10 protein-coding genes are annotated in these 12,932 nt (G+C 71.0%); 9 read left to right on the top strand and 1 reads right to left on the bottom strand.

Annotated features, from left to right (window positions below; genetic code table 11):
• The first annotated feature begins 75 nt into the window (after positions 1-75).
• The 9 genes from LUU90_RS22720 to LUU90_RS22680 all read left to right on the top strand — a co-directional run bounded on the left by LUU90_RS22720 (position 76) and on the right by LUU90_RS22680 (position 12,259).
• Positions 76-1,869 carry an FHA domain-containing protein gene (locus LUU90_RS22720; RefSeq protein ID WP_275006237.1) on the top strand — a complete coding sequence of 598 codons (1,794 nt, stop codon included), beginning with the start codon at positions 76-78 and terminating at the stop codon, positions 1,867-1,869.
• A gap of 37 nt (positions 1,870-1,906) precedes the next feature.
• Positions 1,907-3,538 carry a serine/threonine protein kinase gene (locus tag LUU90_RS22715; RefSeq protein ID WP_275006236.1) on the top strand — a complete coding sequence of 544 codons (1,632 nt, stop codon included), beginning with the start codon at positions 1,907-1,909 and terminating at the stop codon, positions 3,536-3,538.
• A gap of 67 nt (positions 3,539-3,605) precedes the next feature.
• Positions 3,606-4,322: a hypothetical protein gene (locus LUU90_RS22710; protein WP_275006235.1), complete on the top strand. Its 717-nt coding sequence runs from the start codon at positions 3,606-3,608 to the stop codon at positions 4,320-4,322.
• A complete protein-coding gene (locus tag LUU90_RS22705) occupies positions 4,319-4,573 on the top strand; it encodes a hypothetical protein (RefSeq protein WP_275006234.1) in 255 nt (84 codons plus the stop codon). The genes LUU90_RS22710 and LUU90_RS22705 overlap by 4 nt, the downstream gene beginning before the upstream one ends.
• Positions 4,574-4,585: 12 nt before the next feature.
• Complete coding sequence (locus LUU90_RS22700) at positions 4,586-9,064, top strand: FtsK/SpoIIIE domain-containing protein (protein ID WP_275006233.1); 4,479 nt, start codon at positions 4,586-4,588, stop codon at positions 9,062-9,064.
• A gap of 126 nt (positions 9,065-9,190) precedes the next feature.
• On the top strand, positions 9,191-9,490 hold the full coding sequence (locus LUU90_RS22695) for a hypothetical protein (RefSeq protein WP_275006232.1): 300 nt from the start codon (positions 9,191-9,193) through the stop codon (positions 9,488-9,490).
• A 14-nt stretch (positions 9,491-9,504) separates the two neighbouring features.
• Positions 9,505-10,968 (top strand): hypothetical protein, encoded by a 1,464-nt coding sequence (locus tag LUU90_RS22690; protein ID WP_275006231.1) that lies wholly within the window; start codon positions 9,505-9,507, stop codon positions 10,966-10,968.
• The gene (locus LUU90_RS22685; protein ID WP_275006230.1) at positions 10,965-11,600 is read left to right on the top strand and encodes a hypothetical protein; all 636 of its coding nucleotides are present in this window, start codon (positions 10,965-10,967) and stop codon (positions 11,598-11,600) included. The genes LUU90_RS22690 and LUU90_RS22685 overlap by 4 nt, the downstream gene beginning before the upstream one ends.
• Entirely contained in the window at positions 11,597-12,259 is a 663-nt protein-coding gene (locus LUU90_RS22680; RefSeq protein ID WP_275006229.1) for a hypothetical protein, read from the top strand. Before LUU90_RS22685 ends, LUU90_RS22680 begins: the two co-directional genes overlap by 4 nt.
• A 17-nt stretch (positions 12,260-12,276) precedes the next feature.
• Here the strand turns inward: LUU90_RS22680 and LUU90_RS22675 are convergent, their stop codons facing one another.
• Positions 12,277-12,522, bottom strand: a complete 246-nt coding sequence (locus tag LUU90_RS22675) for a hypothetical protein (protein ID WP_275006228.1) — start codon at positions 12,520-12,522, stop codon at positions 12,277-12,279.
• Positions 12,523-12,932: the final 410 nt, after the last annotated feature.

Genomic DNA, 12,932 nt, shown 5'->3' with positions numbered 1-12,932 from the left:
GCACGGTCAATAGAGTCTGACGCGGGGTTGTGGCAGGGGCGGGACACGAGCAGAGCAACAAAACAGGAGGCGACCATGAGCACCTCGGACGCTGGACAGCGAACCGGGATCCGGTACACGACGGGGAAGGCGCGCGTCATCGTGCGCGGCGACGCCGTCGTCGTGCTGCCCGGTGAGGGGACAGCGGCGGACGGGACCGATCCCGCAGCCGGGCTCTGGGCAGACCTCGGGACGCCCGGTGCCGGGGTCGCGGAGGTCCTGGGTGCCCTGACGGCGTCCGCGGTGGGTGGCCTCAAGGGTGTCCCGCCGTTCGCGGTGGTGGTGCTGACGGGCGCGGGCACCGGCGAGCCCGCGAGCGCGCACGTCGTCGCGCGCGGTGACGGGCTGACCGTCACCATCGAGACCGGCGAGGACTCCCAGACCGTGTCCGGGGCCGGCGTGATCTCGTGGACCGAGCGGGTCGTCGAGGGCGTGACCGCCGTCGAGGTGGCGACGGGGGTGTCCGGTTTCGGTAGCTTCGCGGACGGTCTCCCCGTCGAGTCCGGTGTGGTCCTGGCAGGCGTGGTGCGGCACCAGGTCGTCGAGCCCGCGTCCTCGCCCGTCGAGCCCGCGCCTTCGCCGGTCGAGCCCGCGTCCGCGCTGGTCGACGCCGTGCCCTCCCCGGTCGAGCCGGTGCCGTCGCCGGTCGGGCCCGCTTCGTCGCGGGTCGAGCCCACTTCGTCGCTGGGCGAGCCCACTTCGTCGCTGGGCGAGCCGGTCGAGACGGAGCCCCCGACCGTGGAGATCGAGGGATCGACCGTCGGGACCACCGTCGAGTCCGGCTCCGAGACCATCGCGCCGATGGGTACCGTGACGATGGTCCCGGCCTCTGAGGAGACCATCACGCCGGCCGAGGACAACGGTGGCGAGACGCCGACGCCCGAGGTCGAGCCTGCCGAGGACGAGGGTCCGGACGAGGACGACTACATGCACCTGTGGGGCGCCACCGTCGCCCACGGTGTCGAGGCCGCCGCGGTGCGGCCGGAGAGCACGGAGGAGGGTGAGGACGAGGAGCCGGCCGCCAGCGTCGGCCCCCCGCCGCCCCCGCCGTCGCCCTCCACGCCCGCACCGGTCCCCTCGACACCCGCCCCGGCCACCACCGACGCGGACGGCATGATCTCCGGTGTCCCGATCTCCGGGGTGCCCGGCTGGTCCGGTGCCACGCCCGCGGCGGCGCACCGCGCGGCCGCGGTGGGCGCGGACGGTGCGGTGGAGGCGGACGCGGCCGACGACGACCACGACGGCCACACGGTGATGTCGTCGGCGATCGCCGACCTGAAGGCCGCCGCGTCGTCGCCGTCGTCGCCGAAGTTCTCCGTGCCGGCCAACCCGAACGCGCCGAAGATCCTCGCCGTGACCTGCGAGAACGGCCACGCCAACCCGACCGCCCGTGAGAACTGCCGGGAGTGCGGCAGCGCGCTGTCGGCGGAGGCGGAGCTCGCTCCGCGCCCGTCGCTGGGCCGCATGGTCGTGACCTCCGGCGCCGCGACGGGCGGTGCGACGGGGGTCCGTGGTGGTCAGGTGGTCGAGCTGGACCGTCCGGTGATCGTGGGCCGGCGGCCCCGCACCAACAACACGTCGGCCGACCAGATGCCGCGCCTGGTCACGGTGTCCAGCCCGCAGCAGGACATCTCGCGGTCCCACGCCGAGATCTCGCTCGAGGACTGGCACGTGCTCGTGACGGACCTGGCCACGACGAACGGGACCACGCTGCTGCGGCCGGGCCAGCCCCCGCGCCGCCTGCACCCGAACGAGAAGGAGCTCGTGTCCGACGGCGACGTCGTCGACCTGGGTGACGGCGTGACCCTGACGTTCGAGGGCATCTGGTGAAGGCCCCGACATGCTCGACCGTTGACGAAGGAGCAGTGTGAGCAGCAAGAGGAAGCCGTCCCCACCACCCGAGATCGAGGGCTTCGAGTACCGGAAGCTCATCGGTTCGGGTGGTTTCTCGGACGTGTTCCTGTACGAGCAGCAACGACCGCGCCGACAGGTCGCGGTCAAGGTGCTGCTCAAGGAGTGGTCGAGCGAGACGCAGCGCGCGGCGTTCGACGCCGAGGCGGACCTGATGGCGACGCTGGGCAACCACCCGTCGATCGTCACCATGTACGAGGCGGGCGTCGCGAACGACGGCCGCCCTTACCTGGCCATGGAGTACTGCTCGCGCCCGAACCTCGGTGCCCGCTACCGCTCCGAGCGGTTCTCGGTGGCCGAGGCCCTGCGCATCACCATCCAGATCGCCGGCGCGGTGGAGACCGCGCACCGGCTGGGCATCCTGCACCGTGACCTGAAGCCGTCGAACATCCTGGTGACGCAGTTCGGGCACCCGGCGCTGACGGACTTCGGCATCTCGTCGACGGTGGACGAGGCCGCGGCGGCCGAGGGCATGTCGATCCCGTGGTCGCCGCCGGAGTCGTTCGGCGACCCGCCGATGTCGGGCATCGCCACCGACGTCTGGGCGCTGGCCGCCACGTGCTACACCCTGCTGGCGGGGCGCACCCCGTTCGAGACGCCGGGCGGGTCCAACACCTCGGCGGACCTCGTGCGGCGCATCGGGCAGGACGAGCTGCCGGCGGTGAGCCGCAGCGACGTCACGCCCTCGCTGGAGCGCGTGCTGCGCATCGCGATGTCGAAGCACCCCTCCTCGCGGTACCCGACGGTGCTGGCCTTCGCGCGCGAGCTGCAGAAGGTCCAGGTCGAGCTCTCCCGCGACGTCACCCCCATCGACCTGCTGGACGAGTCCGGCGCCATGCAGGAGGACGAGGCCGAGGCCGACGGCACCCGGCTGCGCCAGGTCGTCTCCATCGACCCCGCGGGCCCCGGTGCGGCAGGCCCGAGCGCGTTCGGACCCGGCCGGAGCAACTTCGGCCCCGGCGGCTCGGGCGGCGCCCAGCAGGCCGCGGTCGCCAGCGCCTACGCGCCGGCCCTGCCGACCGCGACACCGTCGCCGTCACCGACGGACGACACCGTCTTCCGCGGCTCGACCGACCCGTCGACGCAGAGCACGCAGGCGACGCCCGGCGCCGTCGGGCAGCTCGCACCGGCCGAGCAGGCCCCGGCACCCGAGGCCGAGGAGCAGCCGCGGCGCGGCGTCTGGGCGCTCGTGGTGGGTGTGGTCGTCGTCGCCGTGGTCGGGGTGTCCGTGTGGGCGCTGAACGGGGCCGGCGGCCAGGAGCCCGAGGGTGAGGAGACGGCAGTGACGTCCACCTTCGTGCCGCCGCCGCCCGCCGGCGGGTACGTACCGCCGGTGGTCGAGCTCACGGGCAAGGTGCAGGGCAAGGAGGCGGTGTTTTCATGGACGGCGCCCCGGACCCTGGAGGAGGGTGACACCTACGCCTACAGCGTGCTGGAGCTGACGGGCGACCCCGTGCCCCAGCCGGTGCCGGGCAACGGCACATCCGTGAGCGTGCCGCTCAAGGGCAAGCAGGAGCTCTGCGTCGAGGTCGTCGTGGTGCGCTCCAGCAAGGCGTCGAGCGGGGAGAACGCCTGCGTGACGCCGTAGGGCCGACGTGTCGGCAGAGAGCTCCGGGCGGGACCTGCCCGGAGGAGGACATCAAGGAGGTGAGTGGATGAACGGCCTTGCGATCGAGTTCGCCGGTGAGTGGTTTCGACCGTCCGAGGAGGGCGCGCCGTTCGACATCGGCCGCGAGGGCGACCTCGCGATCGACGACAATCCCTACCTGCACCGCCGGTTCCTGCGCATCACCCACGAGGACGGCATCTGGTGGCTGTCCAACGTCGGCTCCCTCATCTCCGCGACCGTGTGCGACGCCGGGGGCGGCGTGCAGTCCTGGCTGCCGCCGGGCAACCGCCTGCCCATGGTGTTCCCCACGACGTCGATCGTGTTCACGGCCGGACCCACGACGTACGAGATCACCGCGCAGCTCGACAACGCGCCGTACCACGAGATCCGGTCCGAGGACGATGACGACTCCGGCGCGACCACCATCGGCGCGATCAGCTTCACGAAGAGCCAGAAGCAGCTCATCGTGGCGCTCGCCGAGCCGATGCTGCGGCGCGAGGGCACCGGCCTGAGCGAGATCCCGTCGTCGGCTTCGGCCGCGCGGCGGCTCGGCTGGGCGAGCACACGGTTCAACCGCAAGCTCGACAACGTCTGCGAGAAGCTCGACCGGATCGGCGTGAAGGGGCTGCGCGGCGGTCCCGGCGCGCTCGCGACGAACCGGCGCGCGCGGCTGGTCGAGTACGCGGTGGCCTCCCGGCTGGTGACCTCGTCGGACCTGCCGCTCCTCGACGAGTCGGACGACGACAAGGGAGCCACGGCATGAGCCGGATCGTGCGCAGCACACCCGAGCTCGTGGTGGCCGGAGCCCTCGGCGGCGGCCTGATCGTCTGGGTGATCGTGGTTTTCGGGTCGGTGCTGCTCACGGGCGCCGGCACCGGTGACTTCCTCGACCCCTACCGCGCCCTCGGGCGCGTTCTCGCCACGGGGTCGACGTGGCTGATCTCGGCCGGTGGTGCCGTGGTCGGTGGGGTGGTGGGCGCCGTCGTCGGCGGCTCCCGGGACAAGAAGAAGTGACGGGGAGGATTCATGCGCGTCAAGGTGACGCTCGTACGCTCGGACGGTAGTCACGACGATGTCGTGGTGACCGCCGACGCCGGTGCCCGGATCGGCGAGATCGCCGACACGATCGCTCGGGTGGACCCGTCGGCGCCCGGCGCCCCGGGGCGGCCCCGCACCCTGGAGGCCCAGCTGCCGGGCCAGGACCGGCCGGTCCGCCTCCCGGCCGACGCCGCGCTCGGTGAGGCGTGGATCGGCTCGGGTGCGTTCGTCGCCTCGGTGGAGCAGGCGATGCCCGGCTTCGACTACCCGGGTTCCGACGCCGTCCGCGCGGCGGTCCGCATCGAGGGCGCCGGCACCGTGGAGCTCACGGAGGGCTCCTGGGTGCTCGGCCGCTCGCAGGAGTGCGACGTCGTGGTCGACGACCCGATGGTGTCGAAGAAGCACCTGCGCCTGGACGTGTCCGAAGACGTCGAGGTCGTCGACCTCGGGTCCGCCAACGGCATCCTGGTCGACGGCGAGCACGTGCAGCGCCTCCGCATCGAGGGCTCGCAGCGGGTGGTGCTGGGTGACACGGCCGTCACCATCGAGAGCCGCCGGCCGAGCACCATCACGGGTGTGACGCCCAAGGCCGGCCCTGTCGCGTTCACGCGGTCGCCGCGGGTCGAGGCGCGCTACAAGGGGGAGGAGTTCGACTCCCCGGAGGCGCCGAAGGAGACGGACCCGACGGAGTTCCCGTTCCTGGCACTGCTCGCGCCGGTGCTGATGGGCGGCGCGATGTTCATGCTGACCGGGCGCCCCGCGTCCCTGCTGTTCGTCCTCATGGCACCGCTGATGATGATCGGCAACCACGTCACGCAGAAGCGGCAGAAGCGCAAGCGGATGGAGCGTGACGTCGAGCGGTTCGAGGAGCGGCTGTCCTCGCTGCGTGCGGTCCTCAAGGAGGAGAAGGAGACGGAACGTTCCGTCCGCCTCCGTGAGGCGCCTGCCACCCAGCACGTCTACGTCGAGGCGATGCGTCACGGCCCGCTGCTGTGGACGCGCCGCCCGGAGCACTGGAGCTTCCTCAACGTCCGGTTCGGGCTGGGCACCATGCCGTCGCGCAACACCGTGAAGACGGGCGGCAAGGGCGCGCTCATGAAGGAGTACCAGGACATCCTGGACGACCTGGTGGAGCAGTACAAGGACGTGGACGGCGTCCCCGTGGTGGAGAACCTGTACGACGCGGGCGCGCTCGGCTTCGCCGGACCGCCGCCGCGAGTCATCGGATCCCTGAACGCGACGCTGCTGCAGCTCACCGGCCTGCACTCGCCGTCGGAGCTCGTGGTCACCAGCATCGTGAGCCCGGTGTGGACGCAGCACCTGCAGTGGCTCACCTGGATCCCGCACACGTCGTCGGCCCACAGCCCGATCGACGGGCACCACCTCGCGGACTCCGCCTCCGGCGCGCAGCGCCTGCTGGCGCAGCTCGAGGAGCTGATCTCGACCCGGCTGAAGGCGGTGCGCGGCAACCAGCGCCGAGGTGCCCTGGCCGAGGACGCCGCGGCGCTGGAGCGCGGCAGCGACGTCGGCGACAAGAGCAAGACCGACACCGGGACCAAGTCGCCCGTGCCCGCGGTCGTCGTGGTCATCTCCGACGACATCGACGTGGACCGCGCGCGGCTCATCCAGCTCGCCGAGATGGGCGCCGACGCCGGCGTCTACCCGCTGTGGATCTCCGCGGACACGTCGGGCCTGCCCGCCGCGTGCCGTACGTTCGTCGAGGTGGGCCAGGAGGGCCCGCGCGTCGGCATGGTGCGCCTCGGCCGCTGGGTCGACGACATCGTCCTGGAGGAGGTCGACGGCAAGTCGGCCCTCGAGTACGGGCGCCGGCTGGCGCCGGTGTTCGACGCGGGCGCCATCGTCGAGGACGCGTCCGACCTGCCGCGCTCGATCACGATGCCGGCCCTGCTGGGCCATGACCTGTTCGAGAACCCCGACGCCGTCATGGAGCGCTGGCGCCAGAACCTGTCGGTCTACGACCGCACCGGTCAGGGCGTGCGGCGCAAGCGGCCCGGTTCCCTGCGTGCGATCGTCGGCTCGGCCGGTGTGGACGCCCAGCACCTCGACCTGCGCAGCCAGGGCCCGCACGCCCTGGTGGGCGGTACCACGGGTGCCGGTAAGTCGGAGTTCCTGCAGGCGTGGGTGCTCGCGATGGCCGCCGAGTACAGCCCGGACCGTGTGACGTTCCTGTTCGTGGACTACAAGGGTGGTTCGGCGTTCGCCGACTGCGTGAACCTGCCGCACTGCGTCGGCCTGGTCACCGACCTGTCGCCGCACCTGGTGCTGCGGGCGATCACGAGCCTCCGGGCCGAGCTGCACCACCGGGAGCACCTGTTCAACCGCAAGAAGGCGAAGGACCTGCTCGAGCTGGAGAAGCGCGGCGACCCGGAGACCCCGCCGGCCCTGGTCATCGTGATCGACGAGTTCGCCGCCCTCGTGGGTGACGTCCCCGAGTTCGTGGACGGCGTCGTCGACGTCGCCCAGCGAGGCCGCTCGCTCGGCATCCACCTGATCATGGCCACGCAGCGTCCGGCCGGTGTCATCAAGGACAACCTGCGCGCCAACACCAACATGCGCGTGGCGCTCCGCATGGCCGACGAGTCGGACTCCACCGACGTCGTCGACGTGAAGGACGCGGCCTTCGTCGACCCGTCGATCCCCGGGCGCGGGCTCGTCAAGACCGGCCCCGGCCGCGTGCAGGCGTTTCAGTCCGGCTACGCCGGCGCATGGAGCACCCGCGCGCCCGAGCGTGCCAAGGTGGAGGTCGCCCGCCTGCACTTCGGCCGTGAGGAGAAGTGGGAGGAGCCGGTCGTCGAGTCGGACGTCTCCGTCGACGAGAAGGACCTCGGCCCCAACGACCAGCAGCGCCTCGTCGCCCGGATCCAGGAGGCGTTCGAGCGTGGCCGCCTGCCGGTCCCGCGCAGGCCGTGGCTGGACTCGCTCGCCGACGTCTACGACCTGACGCGGCTGTACCAGCGCACCGACACCGAGCTGCTCATCGGCGTGGCGGACATCCCGGAGCACCAGGCCCAGGCGCCGCAGTACTTCCGCCCGGACCAGGACGGCCACCTCGGTGTCTACGGCACCGGCGGTTCCGGCAAGTCGACCACGCTGCGCACGCTCGCGGCCGTCGCCGGCATCACGCCGCGCGGCGGTCCGGTGCACGTGTACGGGCTCGACTTCGCGGCCGGTGCGCTGCGCATGCTGGAGTCCCTGCCGCACGTCGGCACGATCGCCCGGGGCGACGACACCGAGCGCGTGGTGGGTCTGATGCGGATGCTGCGCGACGAGCTGCTGCGCCGCGGCGAGTCGTTCGCCGCGGTCAACGCCGCGAGCGTGACGGAGTACCGCCAGGTCACCGGCCGCCAGGACGTGCCGCGCATCCTCCTGCTCGTGGACGGGTTCGCGAACTTCCGCGACGAGTACGAGGTGGGGGCGGGCCGCGCCGAGTGGTTCGAGGCGTTCCGCGACATCCTCAACGACGGCCGCGGCCTCGGCATCCACGTGGTGTTCACGGCCGACCGCTCGGGTGCCGTGCCGACGTACGTGCGGTCGCTGGTGCAGCGCAACATCCTGCTCCGCATGACCGACGACGGGTATCTCGCGTTCAACGCGCCGCGCGACATCGTGACGCCGACGTCGCCCAGCGGGCGCGCCGTCGTCGACGGCCTGGAGGTCCAGGTCGCCGTGGTCGGCGGCACCAAGTCGGTGCAGGAGCAGGCGCTCGCCACCGACCGGCTCGCGGAGTCGATGCGCCGGGCCGGGGTACGTCCCGCTCCGTCCGTCCGCGTGCTGCCCGCCGAGTACGACGCGCGGGAGCTGCCGGCCTCGGTCAACGGCCAGCCGGTACTCGGTCTGGACAACATCGCCCTGGAGCCCCTGCCGTTCGACCCGACGGGCACGCTCGTCGTCGCGGGCCCGCCCGGAGCCGGCCGCTCGAACGCGCTGGTCCACATCGCACGGGCGGTCCAGCGGGCCAACCCCGGGGCCCGGCTCTACCTGTTCGCGCAGTCGCGGTCGCCGATCGCGGGCGAGGTCACGTGGGCCGACGTCGCGATGGGTGTGGACAAGGTCGCCGAGATGGCCAAGGAGCTGCTCGCGGCGGTGCAGGACGAGGACACCGCGCCCGGCGTCGTCGTGGTCATCGAGGGTCTCAACGACTACCTGCAGACGCCGGCGGACAAGCCGATCCAGGACCTCACCAAGGCCATCAAGAAGTCGGACCACCTGCTGGTGGCCGAGGCCGAGACCGGCTCGTGGGGGGCCACCTGGCCGCTGCTCTCCGAGGTCAAGAGCGGTCGCCGCGGTCTGCTGCTCCAGCCGGAGAACCTGGACGGCGACACGATCCTCAAGACCTCGCTCCCGCGTGCGGCGAAGGGCGAGTTCCCGCCGGGGCGCGGCGCGTGGATCGCGCGCGGCAAGAGCGTCCGGGTACAGGTCCCGCTCGTTCTGGGGTCCGAGGGCTGACCCGCGGGCTGACCGAGGGCTGACCGACAGAACGGCCATGGGGAGTGCTCCCCATGGCCGTTCTGTCGGCAGCCCAAGTACGGTTCCCTTGGACGCAGGACCTGGCCCGAGAAAGCAGGGGGAACGATGGCTGGCTACGATCTGTCGATCGACATGGATCAGCTGACGACGTTGAAGGACGATCTCAAGGCGATCACCAGCGAGCTGGAGAATGCCGACGGGAACGCTCAGGCCGCAGCCGACGCGACCGGCGACGACGAGCTCCGCGACCGCGTGAACGAGTTCGCGGACAAGTGGGAGATCAAGCGCGGCGAGATGCTGGAGAACGTCAAGAAGCTGTCCGACATCATCACGCAGATCGTGGACACCTTCAAGCAGATCGACACCGAGCTCGGCAAGGCGCTCGAAGACGCGGCAGCGAAGTAGGGGGAAAGCAGCAGATGAGCGACACACAGTGGGAGGAGCTCGACGGTGAACCCGGCACCGTCGAGGCGAAGGGCCGCACGTACACCGAGCTGGCCGAGGCGATCACCCGGTCGGTCCGGACGCTCCAGCAGATCGTCGACGACACGAACACGACGGCGAAGTCGATGGAGAAGACCCGCAAGCTCGCCGGTGAGGTCCGCGAGGACATCGAGAAGGCGAAGGAACGGTACTCCTACACCGGCGAGGCGCTGACGACCTACGGTTCTGCCCTCCGAGCCGCCAAGAACGAGGCCGATCCGGCTGCTCACAGGCTCAAGACCCTCCGGAACCAGCTCGAGGACGCTCAGGCCGCCGCGGCGACCGCCGCGGAGACGGTGGACGACCTGCCGAAGGACGCGAGCGACGCCGACGTCACGGACGCGAAGCGCGCGGAGAGGATCCGCGGCGACGTCGTGAGCGACCTGCAGGCGCAGATCAGCGACGCCGAGGCCCAGTGGAACGGCGGCCACGGCGACAAGGTCACGGCCGCGCGCAGCGCCGTCTCGAAGATCGAGGAGGTCGTGACCGGCGACAGGGTCAACGGCCTCGAGGACAGCGGCTGGGACAAGGTCAAGAACGTCGTCAAGGGCATCTACAAGGTCTTCAAGATCGTCTGCGACATCGCCGGGATCCTGGCCATCTTCCTGTCCTGGGTACCGATCCTCGGGCAGATCCTGCTCGTTCTCGCCGCTATCGGCGCGATCATCTCGATCGTCGAGAGCATCGTGAAGTTCTCGAGAGGCGAGATCGGGTTCGGCGCGATGCTGCTGGGTGTCGGGCTCGGTGTCATGGGGCTCTTCGGCGGCAAGGCGATCGGCTCGATCGCCAAGTACGCCAAGGCACGGTCGGTCGTGTCGACCGCCGGGCGGATGAGCAACACGGCCGCGAAGGCCCGCTTCGGCAAGGCCCTTCTCAAGACGTCCCGGAAGACCATGGCCATGACGAAGGGCCAGCGCGTGACGGAGGTGCTGAAGTCTCCGTTCGTCCGCAGCGCGGGCGACAAGGCCGTCGCGGGCATGGTCAAGAACGGCCTGTACAAGAACGCCTTCAACTCGTGGCAGGGCGCCAAGTTCCCGCTCCCGTACAAGGACGGCGCTGCCCGGTTCGCGCTCGGCAACGACGACGTCATCGACATGATGTCGACGCTGGGCAAGTCGGGTATGCGGATCGACGGCGTCACGAGCACGGCGCAGAGCATCGCCACCGTCGGCGCGGTCTTCAACCAGAGCGCCAACCTCGCCAACAACGCGGCGAAGCTGGGCAACAGCATCGCTGGTGGCGACGGGTGGGGCATCTACGGCGAGGGCAACTCGATGGCGACCGGCCCCGCCGGCGGTGACTGGGGCAAGATCACCGGCCTCCCCGGCAACATCAACAACGCCGTGACGGGCGTCTCCGACGTCTTCGGCAACAACGGCTACGTGGCAGGCAAGTGGTGAGCCGGCGGATCGCGGGCTTCGAGCTGCGCCTGCCCGAGTCCTGGCACGTCGTGCCCACCGAGGTGCCGGAGGAGATCGATGCCTGGGCGCGGGCGACGGCGGAAGCCCTCGTCGCCGAGGTTCCGGCGTCCGACCGGCCGGAGGCGGTGACCACCGACATCACGGACGTCCTGGCCGAGCAGCTGGCGGACGTCGGGCGCGCCGTCGTGGACACCCGGATCGGCGGGCTCCAGACCGCGGTGCTCGTGCGGCACCCCGAGATCGGGGCCGTCGACGCCATGTTGACGATCGGCTCGCAGCTGGACCTGGGCTATGACGTGTTCGCGGCACAGCTGGCCGCGATCGTCGAGAACTCCGAGGAGCACGACTTCGCGTTCGCCGGCCGGGTGGACGGCACGGCGGAAGCCGGCGAGGTGACCGGGATGCACTCGATGATCAGCCACTTCGGTGATCTCGGAATCGAGGGTACGGCGGTCCTGGAGGAGCGGGTCGTGCTCGGCGTCTTCCCCGACGGATGCCCGGACATGGTCGAGCTCACGGCGATCGCGCGCAGCGTCGGCACGTTCGACGACATGCCACAGGAGATGCTGGACCTGCTCGCGGGGCTGGCGCTGGAGCTGGAGGCGGCATGACGCAGGATCTGAAGGTGCTGGGTAGCCAGGTGCGGGTCATCGTGCCCGGGACCTGGGTCAGCATCCCCCTGGAGAGCCCGGAGAAGGCCGCCGCGTTCATCAAGCGCCTGGTTCGCGACCAGGTGGGTCCAGCGGATCGCCTCGCGCGCATGCGACGACAGGCCGTCGAGGAGGTCTTCGCGACCGCACGGGACGCCGCGGCGATCGGCGTGCACACGTACCTCATGTCGCTCGAGATCGCGCCGGGGGTGCCGTTCCCCGCCGCGCTGCTGATGGTCGACGAGGACTGGCCGGAGGAGGTGCGCCCACTGGTCGCGGAGGGTGACTACGCGGGGGCGCTCAGGGCCGCCTACCCGGAGGGCGAGGTCGCGGTGCAGCGCAACGGCCGGCCGGCGGCGCGTGTCGTCGAGATGTCGCAAGGGCAGGCCGGCGACGGTGACGAAGCGGTGGACGTGCTGACCATGCGCCTCGAGTACCACATGCCCCATCCGGTCGACCCGTCGAAGATGCTGTTCGTCCGTGCGAACGCCTCGGACATCCCGTCGGCCGAGCCGTTCGCCGTGCTCTTCGACGAGATCGTGGACTCGATCATGTTCCTCGAGGACGAGTCCGCCGGCGACGCGCCGGTGCCCGGCGATCCGGTCGCCGCCGAGGCCTGACCCGCTGAGCGGTCTGGTCAGTCCGTGCGGTCGGCGTTCTGGTTCGTGCTGCGCACGATGGCGAGCCCGGCCCACACGGCGATGACGAAGAAGATCACGATCACGGTGAGCCAGCCGCCGAGTGCGACGAAGACGGCCGGTGCGGCGTTGGCGAGGATCACCCCGACCACGCAGATCAGGGCGGCCGCCACGAAGGCGTACATCGCCGGCCGTGCGGCACGGTTGGTCGCGGCGTCCCCCGCCGCGTTCCGCTTCTTGCTCATGGGTGTCCACTCCTGTTTGTCCGGTTCGGGTGCCCTGGCTGGCGGTCATGCGCCCGATGAATCTAGCGGTACGGAACATCTCGTGCAGCCCTGCCCGGGGCGCGTCCGCCCTGCCCAGGGCGCCGTCGGCCCTGGTCACGCGGTCTGCGCGGCGCACGGGTGACTGTGTGGTGGCATGGGGACTAATACCCATCGACGGAGTCTGGTGGGTTGGTTACTGTCTGGGTAGTCGGATCGGCCGTGGGGGCCGGCCGGGATCTGAGAAGGGGAATCTTCATGGCGAACATGAACGTGACGTACGAGGAGCTCCGTGGGACCGCTGGTCAGCTGCGTAACGGCCAGACCGCGATCATGGACCAGCTGACGAATCTGTCCTCGCAGGTGAACAACCTGGTGGCGTCCGGCTTCCA

Origin of the sequence: Promicromonospora iranensis (assembly GCF_028994775.1) — a bacterium.
Lineage (GTDB): Bacteria > Actinomycetota > Actinomycetes > Actinomycetales > Cellulomonadaceae > Promicromonospora > Promicromonospora iranensis_A.
This window is presented reverse-complemented; position numbering and strand designations above follow the sequence as displayed.